At 69.7% G+C, this 14,520-nt stretch carries 14 protein-coding genes, 1 tRNA gene and 1 pseudogene; 4 read left to right on the top strand and 12 right to left on the bottom strand.

Annotated elements, in window-relative coordinates:
- The 3 genes and pseudogenes from NBX02_RS06110 to NBX02_RS06100 form a co-directional block, all read left to right on the top strand.
- Positions 1-619, top strand: a pseudogene (locus tag NBX02_RS06110) (hypothetical protein); the annotation flags it as partial.
- A gap of 180 nt (positions 620-799) precedes the next feature.
- Positions 800-1,288 carry a thioredoxin-dependent thiol peroxidase gene (gene bcp / locus NBX02_RS06105; RefSeq protein ID WP_250290363.1) on the top strand — a complete coding sequence of 163 codons (489 nt, stop codon included), beginning with the start codon at positions 800-802 and terminating at the stop codon, positions 1,286-1,288.
- A gap of 960 nt (positions 1,289-2,248) precedes the next feature.
- Positions 2,249-3,178 carry a hypothetical protein gene (locus NBX02_RS06100; protein ID WP_250290359.1) on the top strand — a complete coding sequence of 310 codons (930 nt, stop codon included), beginning with the start codon at positions 2,249-2,251 and terminating at the stop codon, positions 3,176-3,178.
- Between the two features lie 190 nt (positions 3,179-3,368).
- Here NBX02_RS06100 and NBX02_RS06095 read toward each other — a convergent pair whose 3' ends face one another.
- The 4 genes from NBX02_RS06095 to NBX02_RS06080 all read right to left on the bottom strand — a co-directional run bounded on the left by NBX02_RS06095 (position 3,369) and on the right by NBX02_RS06080 (position 5,309).
- Positions 3,369-3,743, bottom strand: a complete 375-nt coding sequence (locus NBX02_RS06095; RefSeq protein WP_250290356.1) for a hypothetical protein — start codon at positions 3,741-3,743, stop codon at positions 3,369-3,371.
- A gap of 93 nt (positions 3,744-3,836) precedes the next feature.
- Positions 3,837-4,019, bottom strand: a complete 183-nt coding sequence (locus NBX02_RS06090) for a hypothetical protein (RefSeq protein WP_250290354.1) — start codon at positions 4,017-4,019, stop codon at positions 3,837-3,839.
- A gap of 401 nt (positions 4,020-4,420) precedes the next feature.
- A tRNA-Leu gene (locus NBX02_RS06085) sits at positions 4,421-4,501 on the bottom strand.
- A gap of 307 nt (positions 4,502-4,808) precedes the next feature.
- On the bottom strand, positions 4,809-5,309 hold the full coding sequence (locus NBX02_RS06080) for a TIGR03668 family PPOX class F420-dependent oxidoreductase (RefSeq protein WP_250286370.1): 501 nt from the start codon (positions 5,307-5,309) through the stop codon (positions 4,809-4,811).
- Positions 5,310-5,551: 242 nt separating this feature from the next.
- On the opposite strand from NBX02_RS06080, the gene NBX02_RS06075 reads away from it, so the two are divergent.
- Positions 5,552-5,833 carry a DUF6247 family protein gene (locus tag NBX02_RS06075; RefSeq protein ID WP_250290351.1) on the top strand — a complete coding sequence of 94 codons (282 nt, stop codon included), beginning with the start codon at positions 5,552-5,554 and terminating at the stop codon, positions 5,831-5,833.
- A gap of 724 nt (positions 5,834-6,557) precedes the next feature.
- On the opposite strand, the gene rdgB is transcribed toward NBX02_RS06075, so the two are convergent.
- The 8 genes from rdgB to clpS all read right to left on the bottom strand — a co-directional run bounded on the left by rdgB (position 6,558) and on the right by clpS (position 13,505).
- A complete protein-coding gene (gene rdgB / locus NBX02_RS06070; protein WP_250286360.1) occupies positions 6,558-7,220 on the bottom strand; it encodes an RdgB/HAM1 family non-canonical purine NTP pyrophosphatase in 663 nt (220 codons plus the stop codon).
- Positions 7,217-7,963: a ribonuclease PH gene (gene rph / locus NBX02_RS06065; protein WP_250286358.1), complete on the bottom strand. Its 747-nt coding sequence runs from the start codon at positions 7,961-7,963 to the stop codon at positions 7,217-7,219. Before rph ends, rdgB begins: the two co-directional genes overlap by 4 nt.
- Positions 7,964-8,488: 525 nt before the next feature.
- Positions 8,489-9,235, bottom strand: a complete 747-nt coding sequence (locus NBX02_RS06060; RefSeq protein WP_250286356.1) for an MBL fold metallo-hydrolase — start codon at positions 9,233-9,235, stop codon at positions 8,489-8,491.
- A gap of 994 nt (positions 9,236-10,229) precedes the next feature.
- Positions 10,230-11,177 carry a PLP-dependent cysteine synthase family protein gene (locus NBX02_RS06055; protein ID WP_250286353.1) on the bottom strand — a complete coding sequence of 316 codons (948 nt, stop codon included), beginning with the start codon at positions 11,175-11,177 and terminating at the stop codon, positions 10,230-10,232.
- Positions 11,178-11,199: 22 nt separating this feature from the next.
- The gene (locus NBX02_RS06050) at positions 11,200-11,508 is read right to left on the bottom strand and encodes a MoaD/ThiS family protein (RefSeq protein ID WP_250290350.1); all 309 of its coding nucleotides are present in this window, start codon (positions 11,506-11,508) and stop codon (positions 11,200-11,202) included.
- A 300-nt stretch (positions 11,509-11,808) separates the two neighbouring features.
- Positions 11,809-12,213, bottom strand: coding sequence for a Mov34/MPN/PAD-1 family protein (locus NBX02_RS06045; protein ID WP_445548292.1), 405 nt, complete (start codon positions 12,211-12,213; stop codon positions 11,809-11,811).
- 201 nt (positions 12,214-12,414) lie between these two features.
- Positions 12,415-12,951, bottom strand: a complete 537-nt coding sequence (locus NBX02_RS06040; RefSeq protein ID WP_250286346.1) for a DUF2017 domain-containing protein — start codon at positions 12,949-12,951, stop codon at positions 12,415-12,417.
- Between the two features lie 254 nt (positions 12,952-13,205).
- Positions 13,206-13,505, bottom strand: a complete 300-nt coding sequence (gene clpS / locus NBX02_RS06035) for an ATP-dependent Clp protease adapter ClpS (protein ID WP_250286344.1) — start codon at positions 13,503-13,505, stop codon at positions 13,206-13,208.
- Between the last annotated feature and the right edge of the window lie 1,015 nt (positions 13,506-14,520).

Genomic DNA, 14,520 nt, shown 5'->3' with positions numbered 1-14,520 from the left:
CCGGGCCGGCCGCGTCCGCGGGCCGCTGCGCGGCGACGGCAACCGGCACCCGGTGGTCGACACCCTGCTGGTGGGGCGCCGGCCCGGCCCGGTGTCCCCCCACCCGGCGCTCGTCGAGCCGGCGGCGGGGGCGGCGGGCAAGGGCCCCGGGACAGGGACGGGGACAGGGACAGGGACGGGGACGGGGACGGGGACGAACGGTGCTGCCTCACGCGCGCTGTCCCTGTCGGTGGGCGGCTTCGTCGTCGTCCACCGGATGCCGACGGTGGCGGAGCTGCGCCGGCTGCGTACCGCCGGCGGCCTGCCCGACCCCGGCCCCGAAGCGGCGGCGGACGCCATCGACGGCAGCCTCGCCGGCCTGTGCGTGGAGGCCGCGGACGAGCCGGGCCGGGCGGTGGGCTGCGGCCGGATCGTCGGGGACGGCCGGACCTTCCTGGTCATCATGGACGTGGTGATCGACCCGATGGTGTACGCCGACGCGGACGCCGACGCGGACGTCGACCTGGCCATCCTGATCATCAACGAGCTGCGCAGATGGGCCGTCGGCCAGGTGGATCCGGCCGCGTTCGTGGGTGTGGCCACGCTCGCGGGCGTCGAGCCGCTGGGCAGCCCGCCCTGACCGCCGTCCCCCGCTGCCCGGTTGGCCGGGCAGCGGCAGCGGCACCGGCATGACGGCAGGGCGGCAGGACGGGGTGTGAAAACGGGAACGCGGCATGGGAACGGTGTGTGCAAGGCGTACCGGGCCGATTCAGGAGGGGTGGGGTTTGCGGTGCCGGACCCGTCCGGCTACCTTCCGACCATGACCGAGACCGCCGCCGCTGCCCGTCTCACCACCGGTGACACCGCTCCCGGCTTCACCCTCTCCGACGCCGACGGCAACGAGGTGTCGCTGTCGTCCTACCGGGGGCGACGGGTTGTCGTCTACTTCTACCCGGCCGCCTCCACGCCCGGGTGCACCAAGCAGGCCTGTGACTTCCGGGACAGCCTCGCGCTGCTGAACGACGCCGGCATCGACGTGCTCGGGATCTCCCCCGACAAGCCGGCGAAACTCGTGAAGTTCCGCGACAACGAGAAACTGACCTTCCCGCTGCTGTCGGACCCGGAGCGGGCCGTGCTCGCCGCCTACGGCGCGTACGGCGAGAAGACGCTCTACGGCAGGAAGACCGTGGGTGTGATCCGCTCGACCTTCCTCCTGGACGCCGACGGCAAGATCGAGAAGGCGCTCTACAACGTCAAGGCGACCGGCCACGTCGCCAAAATCATCCACGACCTCGGCCTGTCCGCCTGACCGGCCGCCCCGCCGCCCCGCCGTCCCGGCAACCCGCCGTCCCGGCAACCCGCCGCCCGCGCCGGCCTCAGCCGGCACCATGATCAATATAATTCCCGTACCGCTTCCCCGGCATCAGAATCACATCGATCATGGCATGTGCCCGGCCCGCGCCGATGACCGGCGGGGCGGCCGGGCGGACGGATCCGGAAAAAACCCGCTCGGTACCGTTCCGTGGGTATTTTCGCCGGTCCCTGGCGGAACAACGGCCCTCGTGACAGTCACCAAAGTGACATGGCGCACGTGCCGTAGGCCCCTTCACACACGGCAGCCGGTCAGGCAGCCTGTGTATGGGAAACCTCGGGTGCGCCGGAGCAGGCTGTGGCAGGCGGCGTACGGCGCATCCGATCCGACGACGGTCCGGGCCGTGGCTGGCCCCGGCCGTCCCGGGATACCTGTCGACGTGACCGCGATCAACGGGCGGGACCGCGGTCACCGATGACAGCCCCCGCCGATACCACCCGGCAGAGCGAGCACACATCCACCATTATTCCACCGTGTGTCACTTGCGCGGCACTGTATGGATACGGGCCGAGGCATCCGGCCGAGCAGAGGGAGCACGTGACTCTGGACCAGGCTCGGGGTAGGCTTGCATGGCCGGTCAACTCGATGCCTGTGCGGCGCCGACTGCTGGCCGTCAACATAACCTCATCGTCATAACTTCATCGTCATAACTTCATTGTCGGGCCAAGTTTTTTTGGCCAGACGGCAACCCTCGGACGGGGAGCCCCAGCAGCGCAAGCCCTCGCGGTGCCGTGGGAAACCGTCCACCTACGGGTCGTGTGCAGCAGTCCCTCGGGACACGGAGCACATGGAGGCCACTGCCCAGACGGGTCGACGACTGAAACCAGATAGCCCTCTGACCAGAGGGCTTTCATTTTCTGGAGGCATGTCGTGACCGCCGTCCCTCTTGGCCTGACGATGCCCGAGGCGCTGGATGTCCTCGTGGAACTGGTTCATGACTGGCGGGACCGCGGACGTGTTACCACCACCGCCGGGCTCAAGCCCGGTCTGCAGCAGCGTACCGCCGGAGCATTCTCCGAGCAGACGCTTGGGTTCGCGACCTTCCGCGATTTTGTTCAGGCGGCTGCTGCCGCAGGGCGCGTCGGGCTGCACCAGATGCCTTCCGGGCACTGGATGGTCCTGCTACCGGGCGAGTCGCCTGATGACGTGCCGACATCCTCCTACAGCCGTTCGGCCGCCGCGGACATCGCGGAGGCCGGCGTCCGGCCAGCCTCTCCCAGGACCGCCCTCGCGTCGACGAGCCGTCTCCGTCACGAGGTGTGGCATTGCTTCGTCGACTGGGCGCCGGACCAGCGTCGGGTTTGGGACCGGCACAGCCGCCGCGGTGTCATGTATCCGGTGGATGCGGATGGCCGTCCAGCATGGGAATCAACGCCTGAACGATTCACGAAAATACCCGCTGCGGACATGTCCACCCAAGTCGGCTGGATGCGTGAATGGGCTGCGGCCCTTCCGGATGAGGATGCGCGCGCGGCGCTCCTGGCCAGCCTTGATGAAACCGCCCAGCGCGGGCGGTTCCGGCAGGAGCTGACCCACCTGGGGCTCGTGGCTGCCTGGCGGAGCGAACTGCAGCGGCGGATCCTCGCTCACGCCGTTGCGTGGGCACATGAGCAGAGCGTCGACGTGACCGATCTCCTGGAGCCTCGCGCGCGCACGGCTTCCGCACCTCCGGCTTCCATATCGAAGCCCGCTCCCGCCCCAGGGGTGTCAGACGACGAGCTCGCACAGTTGCGCGCGCTGCTGCACCTCGTGATCGACAACATGACCCTGGCCGAGCTTGCGAGCCTGCCGGTACGGGCCGAGCATCTCCTGCGCGTGCACGCCTGAAAGGCGGTTCGTCATCGGCGCCAGCACACGCGTCCAAGAAAAACGGGCGTGTGACCTGTTCGACGTTGCTCTCGCGCCGGCGGTCCTGTCCCCGGTAGACGGTGAAGTCTGCGACGTCGTCCTTTCTACGCGCGGTGGCAGCAGCGCCCCGCTGCGCTTGGCGACCCAGAAGCGCACCAGTTCGCGTTGGCTACGGCAGGCACACGAGGAGCTTGTAGGCCAGGCACAGGGGCTCACAGCACCGGTCACGACAGCGCTTCTTGACCACCTCATCAACCGGCCAGGCGCCGCGGGACGGGTGCGCGTTGCCGGGGGAGGCTACCGGGTCTGGCAGTCCGTGCTCGCCAGCGCGTCTGATATCACGCTGTTCGTCGAGCTCGGCGCTACCGTCACCGCCGGGCTTCCACCGGAAGTCGCTGAGCTGACGGTCGACGCTGTTCCGATCGAGGTAGGCGACGACGGCCGGCTTTCCGCTCAGGACCTGTGCGTTGTCGCGGCTCGGTTGGAGGCGATGTACATGGATCTCGGGCTGCGCGATCGACGAGAGCGCATCGATGGCCCCCAAGAAGTGCTCCTCCTCGGGACGCCGACGTCGGGTTACCGCGCGGTCCCAGCGGATTGGGAACCACGGATTCGGGTAACGGCCGCTGTCGTTGGCTTACGGCTCCTGGTGGCGGCGACACCAGGCGAAGTGCGCTCGCAGTCCCTTGTCAACCGCGCCGACCTCGGCGTCGTGGTGACCGGCCGTGCCGACTGGCCGCCGATAGTCCAGCAGATGCAGGACGCCGGGTGTCCTGTGGAGCGATTCGGCGTACCAGGCGAGAAATTCGACAGTTTCCACGATGCGGTCCGCCGTCACCTCGTAACGGTTATGTGGGACGCGGCGTCGGCTACCCTGAAGGAACTCCCCAGGATCGAGGCGGGACACACTGTTTACCATCGTAAGGTGGCAAGCACGCGCAAGTTCGACCACTTTGACGAGGGGTCACCGTCACCCTGTAAGCACGGTGCCACCATGTTTGTGCCCTGGAGCGGCGACAAAGCTCTCAAGGGAATGCAGCGCCGGTACGCCAACTTCCAGCCCGCAATGTTACTTCACTGCAAGCACTATCCAAATTGTGGTGTATATGCCGTACGCGGAATCGACCGACGAGCTCCTTGCCGCATCGGCGAGCGGCCCTGACGATCGGCCTGGACGGGAAAGCCCGGCCGAACAGGCGTTTTTCCATTTTGACAAGGCGGTGCGGGAGGGGGGACTTGAACCCCCACGCCCTGAGGCGGCAGATCCTAAGTCTGCTGCGTCTGCCATTCCGCCACTCCCGCGCACGTGCTGCCAGGTACGGCGTACCACACGGTAGGCGCCGCAGGTATCACGTACCGCCAGCTACAGGATAGCGACCGCTGGCCACGGACCGTCCAGCCGCCCATCCCAGCCCCTGCGCTGGCCGGCGAGGCCCGCGGAAGGCGGACACCGACCCGGCCTCCGAGCGGGCTCTGGCGCACATCACGGCAGGCGGACAGCCGGGCGGAAGCCTGGCAGGACAGCGACAAACTCGCGCCGATCATGATCTGTGCGGACGGCCAGGGGCCGTGTGCGGCGCCGTGTGGCCGCTGCGGGGCGTCACCGCCGTCACGGGGGTGGGCGGTAGGACCAGCCGGACCAGTGGTGGACGTCGATCAGGATGACCGGGCCGGTTGGCCGATGCCGCTGGTACTGGTGGTACTTCGCCGTCAGCCGGTCGATCGCGTCATGCCAGGCGGCGCTCTCCCCCGCCGGCTTCTTCCCGGCGGATCCGTCCCCGGTGGCTCCATCCTCGATGGTTTCGGCGCGGGCGGCTTCGGCGGGGATGATGCGGGCGAGGCCGTCGGCGCGGGCCCACCACAGGGTCTGCCAGTCCTCGTCGTAGTGGTCGGCGATCAGGGTGACCCGCGGGTTGGCCGCGATGTTGGCCAGGCGCCTGAGGGCCGTCGACCGTTTGGGCTTGTGGTCCACCGCCGTGACGATCACATCGTCGTGGAGCGCGAAGGTCACCGGCACCAGGTGCGGCTGCCCGGCCGCGTCCACGGTGGCGAGCCGGGCGACCCTGGCGGCGGCGAACCGGCGGCGCGCCTCACCGGCGTCCAGGTTCACCGGCGTCCAGGTTCACCGGCGTCCGAGTTCACCGGCGTCCGAGCTCACCGGCGTCCGATCGAGCCCGAGCGCATCCTGGGCCCGGTTCTCCTGGCCCCGGCGCTGCCCTGGCCCCGGGTCTGTCCTGGCCCCGGGGGCCGGGTGTGTCTGAGCAGGGTTCGCCACGTGTTCCAGTCCTTTCACGTTAAGGAAGCGAGACACCCCGTCTGCGTTATCGCCAGGCGGAGCGAGACAATGGAAATATGGCTGATACGGACGTGCCGGCCTCGCTGGAGGGGCTGCGGATCCGAGTGGACAAGACGGGGTCCGCGGTGCACGCCGCGCTGGACGCCGACCAGCGGGCCGCGTTCGAAGCGGAGTTCCGAGCGGCGCTGGCCCATGTCGACGACCAGTTCGGTCTGGACGCCGTCCAGGACGTGGTCGAACGATGGTGGCCGGCCGCGGTGTTGTGCGCGAATCCGGAGATCCGACAACGAGCGGCTCCGGGGATCCGACAGGAGATCAACATGGACAACCAGCGCTGACCGGCGGGCACCGACCAGGCCCGCCGGCGCCGTCGGCGTCGACGCCAGTGGCTGGCCTGTGACCAACGGACGCCCGACGACCCAGGGTGATCGAGGACGCGACTGGGGTGTCACGAGTCGGGGACGGATGGAACGACCCGGACACCTCAGCCGCGTCCTTAACCTACCCTGCCGATAGCAAATAGTCACTGATCGATTACAGGTGGTTCCAGCTTACACGGCAATTGGCATCCATGTACCCGGTTTGACGCGCTCCACCGCCACATCTTTTGCCGGATTTCGCCGCCACCTGCTCAGCGTCGACAACCCAGTAACAGAAAGTGGCTGGATACCGGGCGTCGAATGATCCAGCAAAACGCTCCGGACATACCCGACGGCTACCCGACGCAGGGCGGATCACAGACAACACAAACACATGAAGTAGCCATGCAACACAACGCAAGCAAACAGGACGACGCCGACGGGCGTGACACCCCAGGCAGGACGGTGCGCGCGGAACGATCCGGGTGAACGGGCGCTGGGACGGTCCCGGCGAAACGGCCGCCCACGTGCGCGGTGACCTCGCCGCGCGACCCGTAGGCCACCGGCACCACCGCCCCTGGCAACGTCCTCGTGCGACCCGCAGGTGGGCGGCTCCGGCACGCCCGGACAGCCTGATCTGAGCCCGTCAGGTGTGCGGCCCGCAGGCGGGCGGCCCCGGCAGTGCGCCAGGCCGGCAGGGGCGTCAGGCCGGCAGAAGCTCCCGCAGGACGTCCGCGAGCTGGCCGAAGGCGCGTCCCCGATGGCTGATAGCGTCCTTTTCCGCCGGGCGCAGCTGCGCGCTGGTCCGGTTCTGCCCGTCGGGGAGGAACAGCGGGTCGTAGCCGAAACCGCCGTCCCCGCGGGGCACCCTCAACAGCCGCCCGCGCATCTCCCCGTGCACGACCCGTTCGGCACCCGCCGGCGTCACCACCGCGGCCGCACACACGAAGGCCGCGCCACGGCGCTCCTCTGGGACGTCGGTGAGCTGGGCGAGCACGAGCGCGTTGTTGGCGGCGTCCCGCTCGGCCCGGCTGGCGCCGGGCAGCGGCCCGGACCAGCGGGCGGACAGGACGCCGGGCATGCCGCCGAGCGCGTCGACGGTCAGGCCCGAGTCGTCCGCGACCGCGGGCAGGCCGGTCACCCGCACCGCGTCCCGCGCCTTGATCAGGGCGTTCTCGGCGAAGGTGGCGCCGGTCTCGGGGACGTCGGGGCCGTCCGGCAGCGCCACGAGCTCGACGTCGAGACCGGCCAGCGCGAGGATGCGGCGCAGTTCGACGAGCTTGGCATCGTTACGGCTGGCCAGCACCACCCGCCGGGACGCCTGCCGGCCCGCGCCTGGCCGGTCCTGCCCGGGGAGGGTGGTCACCGGGCGCCTGGCCGCGCTCCGCCGGCGGGCACCGGGCGGGGGCCCGCCAGCGCGGCCCGCTGGATCTCGGTCAGCCGCGCGCAGCCGCCGACAGCCAGGTCGAGCAGCTGGTCGAGCATCGCGCGGTCGAACGGCAGGCCCTCGGCCGTCCCCTGCACCTCGACGAAGCCGCCGTCACCGGTACAGATCACGTTCATGTCGGTGTCGGCCCCGGAGTCCTCGTCGTAGGCGAGGTCCAGCAGCGGCCGGCCGGCGACGACCCCGACGCTGACCGCCGCCACGCTGCGGATCAGGGCGTCCGGACGGCCGAGCCAGCCGCACGCGTCCGACAGCGCGACATACGCGCCGGTGATGGACGCGGTGCGGGTGCCGCCGTCGGCCACCAGGACGTCACAGTCGATCGCGATCGTGTTCTCGCCCAGGATCTTCAGATCGACGCAGGTACGCAGGCTGCGGCCGATGAGCCGGGAGATCTCGTGCGTGCGGCCGCCGATGCGCCCGCGCACGGACTCACGGTCGTTGCGGGTGTTCGTCGCCCGCGGCAGCATCGAGTACTCCGCGGTCACCCAGCCCAGCCCGCTGCCCTTGCGCCAGCGCGGGACGCCTTCGGTGACCGACGCCGCGCACAGCACCCGCGTCCGCCCGAACTCGATCAGTGCCGAGCCCTCGGCATGGTCCTGCCAGCCGCGGGTGATGTTCACCGGGCGGAGCTCCCCGGATGTCCTGCCGTCGGAACGTCTCACGACGACTGACCCTACCGGGCGGACGCAACTCGACACCGGTCGAATCCAACCGGGCACCATCGGCGACAGTATGAAAAGCCCGCCGATGAACGCCCGCGCCGACGGGCCTGGGCCGCCGGGCATGCCCGGACCGACGCGCGTGCCCGGCGGCGCACCGGGCACGACGCTCCCAGCCCGGACCAGCCGGTCGGCGACGCCGCGGCCGGTGGCACCGAGAGCCGGACCTTCCAGATCCGGCCCGCGGCGGCACCCGGCACCCGGCACCCGGCACCCGGCACCCAGCACCCAGCACCCAGCACCCGATCAGCGTCCACGGAGCCACGGCGTACCAGGCTGAATCCGGCCTGGTACGCCTGCCCTGCCCGCCCGGGGCACGTGCCGGCCCGGTGACGCCCCCGACAGGCCGGCTGCTACTGATCTTCGACCGTGCGGACGACGCCCGGCCGCTCGGCAGCCAGCCAGCCGATCGGTCAGGACGGACCGGACGTGGACGGCCCGGACGTCGCGGGTACCGCGGGTGCGCGGCTAGATCTCGTAGATGGCGCCGGTCTCGGCCAGGGTCAGCGGGCCGTCGAAGGCGCCGGCCGCCTCCTCGCGGCTGCGTTCGGCGTCTCCCCACGGCACCAGGTGGGTGAGCACGAGACGGCCCACGCCCGCCTTGGTGGCGTGCTCGCCGGCCTCCCGCCCCGACAGGTGCACGCCGGGGGGGTTGTCCGGGACGTCCAGGAAGGCCGACTCGCAGAGGAACAGGTCGGCGTCCCGGGCCAGCTGGACCAGCTCGTCGCAGGCGCTGGTGTCACCGGAGTACGTCAGGGAGCGCCCCTCGGCGGTCACCCGCATACCGAACGCCTCGACCGGGTGCGCCACCCGCTCCAGATCGATCCGGAACGGGCCCACGTCCAGCCGGCCGGGGCTGATCGTCCGGAAGTCGTAGATGTCGGCGAGGGAGTCCTCCGGCCAGCGCTCGAACGCCGCGCACAGCCTTTCCTGGGTGTTGATGGGCCCGTAGACGGGCAGCTTGGGCGGCATGCCCTCGGGGTGGTAGCGGCGGGCGTAGGAGTTCACCACGAGGTCGAGACAGTGGTCACCGTGCAGGTGGGAGACGAGCAGGGCGTCGATGTCCCGCAGGTCGCAGTGCCGCTGCAGCTCGCCCATGGAGCCGTTCCCGGCGTCGAGCACCAGCCGGAAGCCGTCGGACTCCACCAGATAGGACGAACATGCCGACCGGGGTCCCGGGTAGGTTCCCGAACACCCCAGAATCGTGAGCTTCATCGGGCCACCGCCAATGCCGTCAGTACCGATACCGTCCGGGCTGGTGCCACCGGCACCGATGGTGCCGGTGGCGGTACCACCCACGCGGGGCGCGGGCTGGCTGCCGCGCGCCGCTGGAGGTCCGGCCCGGGCCGGCCCGGATCATCGAGTGCTCCGCACCGACCAGGTCGTCGGTGACCGTTCATCGCGGTTTCTGCGCTACTCGCCAATGTGACGCCCTCTCCCCTGACAAAGCCGATGACGCCGGTCAACAAAAGGTGATAAACGGTATAGCCCGGGATCAATGAGTACGCATCGACTTCTCGACACAGCACCGGGCGGGCTCTGACCGCGCCGATGGGCTCCTGGCCCGTCGAACCACGATCTCGCTCCTGACCTCCAGGGACGGCCGGCAGCCGGCCGCGTCCCGGATGACCGGCAGATGGGAAGACGTCGTAAGGCGCGACGCCCGCGGGGACGCCGCGGGCAGCGCATGCGGCCACGGCCCCGGCCGCGGCAGTCCTGCCGGCGCCGTCGGCGTGACCGGCGGACACGAAGATCGCCTCACCGCCCCGGACGGGGTGACGCACCCCGGACACGCGCGGCCGGCACGGGCCCGCGACGCGGGCGGACGCGGCGATCACGGACACCGGCCGCGATCGCCGCAGCACACTCTGTCGGCCAACGGGAATGTGGCGGGACCCGGTCGGGATCCGACCGGGGTTCATCAGGGGCTGATCGGAGTTCACGGTCGCGATGGCATGACTGCCACCAGCGCTACCGAACACCCCGATGGGCGCGCCGCTCATGAGCGATCAGACTAAGCCCGAAATCCCGTTCCGACCGTGTGGCAGTGGTCACGAAACCCATGTCGAATTTTGGACAGCCCGGACGAGCCGGTATCAGGGCGCATCGGGGTACATCAGCGACCATCCTGGGACGTGGGAGAAAAATAGTGATCATTGCCTCGGTACCGCCAGGTACACCGACGGGACCACGCCCGCCGGCTTCCCGGTCACGCCCAGAGCTGACCCTCAAGTGCGGCTTCGGCCTCCTCCAGCGTCCCCGCGTATGCGCCGGTGGACAGGTATTTCCAGCCTCCGTCACAGACGATGACGGCGATGTCGGCGCGCTGCCCGGCGCGCACGCACCTGTCCGCTTCGATCAGTGCCGCGTGCAGGATGCAGCCGCTCGAGATCCCGGCGAAGATCCCCTCCTCCTCGACCATCTGCCGGGTCCGCCGTAGTGACTCCTTCGGCCCCACCGAGATACGGGTGGTGAGCACGCTCCCGTCGTAGAGCTCGGGGATGAAGCCCTCGTCGATGTTGCGAAGGCCGTACACGATCTCGCCGTACCGAGGCTCCGCCGCGATGATCCGGATACCCGGGACCCGTTCGCGCAGGAAACGGCCGGTGCCCATCAGCGTCCCGGTGGTGCCGAGGCCCGCGACGAAGTGGGTGATGGTCGGCAGGTCCGCGAGGAGCTCCGGACCGGTCGTCTCGTAGTGCGCCTGCGCGTTCGCCGGGTTGCCGTACTGGTAGAGCATCACCCAGTCGGGATGCTCGGCCGCCAGCCGCTTGGCCACGGCAACGGCCTCGTTGGAGCCGCCGCTCGCGGGCGAGTACACGATCTCGGCGCCCCACATCGCGAGCAGCTGCCGCCGTTCCGCCGAGGTGTTCTCCGGCATCACGCAGACCAGCCGGTAACCCCGCTGGCGACAGACCATCGCCAGCGAGATACCGGTGTTCCCCGACGTCGGCTCGAGAACGGTGGCGCCGGGAGTGAGCAGGCCGCGCTTCTCCCCGTCCGCGATCATCCACAGCGCGGCCCGGTCCTTGATCGAACCGGTGGGATTGTCCTGTTCCAGCTTGGCCCACAACCGGACGTCCGGCGATGGCGAAAGCCTGGGCAGACCGACCAGGGGGGTGCGGCCAACCGAGTCCACCAGGGAGTCGAAACGCATGAGCTCTTCCGGCCTGCCTGTCTCAGATGCCCGCCGTCGCCGGCATCATGGCTGAGCCGCCGGCGACGGCGGGGAGAATGGTTACGGTGTCACCGTCGGAAATTTTTGCGTCGAGACCGCCGAGAAAACGAACGTCTTCGTCATTGACATAGATGTTCACAAAGCGGTGCAGCTCACCGGCGTCCTCGGAGACGAGCCGGCCTCGCAGCCCCGGGAAGTGGCTGTCGATGTCGATGAACAACGCCGCGAGCGTGTCTCCCACACCCTCGACGACCTTGGACCCGCCCGTGTAGCTGCGCAGGATCGTCGGCACGCGGACCTGGACTGCCATGCTGCTCCTCATCGTCGTGCTCTGTTTCGTCGCGCTCTGTCGGTGTTGCTGTTCGGTCGGTGTTGCTGTTCGGTCGGTGTTGCTGTTCGGTCGGTGTTGCTGTTCGGTCGGTGCTGCCGGCCGGCGCTGCCGGTCGGGCTTCGGGCCCCGCTCCGGCAGCGCCGTCCGGCCGCGCTCCGGCCTTCGGCCCCGCCTCGGCTGTCAGCGCCATACCCCGAAGGATCCCGTCCCGCTCCGGATCCCTCGCCCCGGGGACGCGCGCCCGGCTCCGCGCGGCATCCGGCACAACGTCGGGCGCAGTCAGACGATTTCCACCGGCTCCTCCGTCACGACTGCGTCGATGATGCGGTACGAACGGAATTCGATCTTCTCCGGGTCGCGGGTCGAAGCCAGGACATAGTGGGCGCCGGGTTCCTGGGCCAGCGGGATGTCCGTGCGGGACGGGTAGGCCTCGGTAGCGGTATGTGAATGATAGATAACTACCGGCTCTTCGTCCCGCTCCTCCATGTCGTTCCAGACCCGCAGGTGCTCCATGGCGTCGAACCGGTAGAACGTCGGCGACCGCTCCGCGTTCTCCATGGCCACGAAGCGCTCCGGGCGGTCCGAGCCGGCCGGGCCCGCGACGATCCCGCAGGCTTCGTCGGGATGATCCCGCCGGGCATGGGCGATGATGGCCTCGTAGATGGCCCGATCGATGCGCAGCACGGGCCAACGGTACGACGAGCGGCATCCACCACGAGCCACGATCATGCGTACATGGCGAAGAATGCCTGCCCATGATCTGATTGTGCCCGCGAGAGCGCCCGGCGGGCCGCCGCCGGGCCTCCGGAGCACGACGGGCCGTGTCACAGCGAGCCGTGTCACAGCGAGCCGTGTCAGGGCCATGTCACATCGGGTCAGGCCGTGTCACAGCAGCGCCTGGACGAGCTGCTCCTGCAGGTCCCCGAGGAACAGGTACACCTCGACCACGGGGCGGCGCGGGTCCTGGCCGCCGATCTCGTACAGGGCTTCGGCCGACGTGTCGTCGGTGAGGTTCAGCCGGGCGCCCAGCACCAGCCGCAGGTCGGTGAGGGTGACCAGCCAGTCCTGGACGGCGGCGTCGTCGAGCAGCACCCGGCCGCCCGCGGCCGGCACGGTGGCCAGTGCCCGGCGCGCGGCGTCACGCTTGCCCGCGCGGATGTCGTCGGAGGTGCGGCGGCGGTAGTCGGCGGCGGCCTCCTGGTCGTTCGGATAGGCGTCCGGCAGCAGCCGGGCCACCGCCGGGTCCTCCGGTACCGCCGGGGGCACGGCCCGCAGGCCGACGATCGCCTCCAGCGGGTCGGCCACCGGCGGTGGCTCCAGCAACGCGTCGATCTGACTGATCAGCTCGGTCAGCAGGGTCGCCTGAAGCGGACCGAGGACCATCTCGACGCCGTCTCCGGTACGGCTGAATCCGTTGGACACGCTCTCCCAACCAAGGTCAACAGTGATCGGCCCGGGCCACGTCCGGTAGATCTTCAATCACGCGGACCGGCATCCGGACGACCACCCGTCGCTTTGCTAACGCCACCGACAGCTTCGCTGGTTCCTTCTCGGCCCACGAGGAGCCACCCGGCCCGCCGGCCCGCCGGCCGCGCCGACCGCGCCGGGCACCCCACGCTCATGCCCAGGTGGCCCGGTGCCACACCGGCCAGCACGGATCATCCGCCGGACACGGCCTAGTCCTGCGCGACCGTGGCCCACAGGCCGTAGGCGTGCAGGCGGGTGGCGTCCCGCTCCATCTCCTCCCGGGTGCCGGAGGAGACGGTGGCCCGTCCCTTGTGGTGGACGTCGAGCATGAGCGCCTTGGCCTTTTCCCGGCTGAAGCCGAACAGTCTCTGAAAGACGTAGGTCACGTACGACATCAGGTTGACGGGGTCATTCCACACGATCGTGACCCAGGGCCGGTCGTGCTCGGCGGCCTCGTCGGAGTCCAGGACCTCTTCGGGTGCGGCGGTGGCTAGTGGCACGGACTCCATTGTGGCGCGTGTGCGGGCCGAGTTCCCCCCGGGCCACCGGGCCCGGGGGGAAGCCGGATCGATCTTCGAGCAGCCGGCCGGACGCCGCTCCCGCCGCACCGCTCCCGCCGCACCGCGGCCGCGGTGCCGGCGGCGTGCGTGGCGTCCGCGATATCCGCGACGTGCGCGACGCCCACGGCATGCACGGTGCCCCGTCGGCTCCCAGGCGTCCCGCCCGCTGTTTCGCCCCGTCCTGCCCCACCCGTCGGCCGGGTGGCGAACCGCGTCGAAGCCGGCACGTGGAGGCACGCCCCGGCATGCGGCGAACAGCAATGAACACCATTGGTCACCAGTGGGTGTAGACGGGCCGGCCGTCGAACGGCACGAGAACCACGGCGTGGGCGCGACAGATACGCCCATACCCTAACAGCAGGTAACCGAAATGGTGTATTTAATTGTATTCAGTCATGATTTGGCTATCTTTTTGGTCACGGTTCGCTGCCCGACACAAAAAACCTCTTCGACAGCAGTCCGGACCCGTCGCGTCGCATCTCGGACTCTTGCCTACGGATAGTGACCAGGACGTCGACATCCCGCTGCGGCCGATCCCCGCACCACCAGCGCACCATTGCCCGCGCACGGCCCTTTCATTCATATTTCCGGCCATGTCGTACGAATTTGTATGAATCGTTACGGGTCGAATCAGCAACGGAAAGGAGTGGCCGCCATGAACAACGGCGTCAGCTGGGGCTGAGAACAGGACCGGCACCAGAACGGAACACATCACACACGCCGACGCCAGCCGGCGGCTCCCGACGGACAACCACCGCCACCGCGCGGGGAGAAAAGGACGTGTTGAAAATGAGAAAGAACGACGCGGACACGAACGGCGTCAGTTGGGGCTGAGAAACCACCGCGGTACGGTTGACGGTGTCGGCGACATCCGCCGCGGGCGGCGGAGCCCCCGTCCGCCGGGCCCGCCAGGACAGGTCGGGCCATGAGCGGCCGGGCCGCGGCCGTGCGGGCCGGTCGGGCC

This window comes from Protofrankia sp. CiP1_Cm_nod1 (assembly GCF_920888515.1).
In the GTDB taxonomy this organism is placed as follows: Bacteria; Actinomycetota; Actinomycetes; order Frankiales; family Frankiaceae; genus Protofrankia.
The sequence above is the reverse complement of the archived record's forward strand: the minus strand, read 5'-3'. Positions and strand labels throughout refer to the sequence as shown.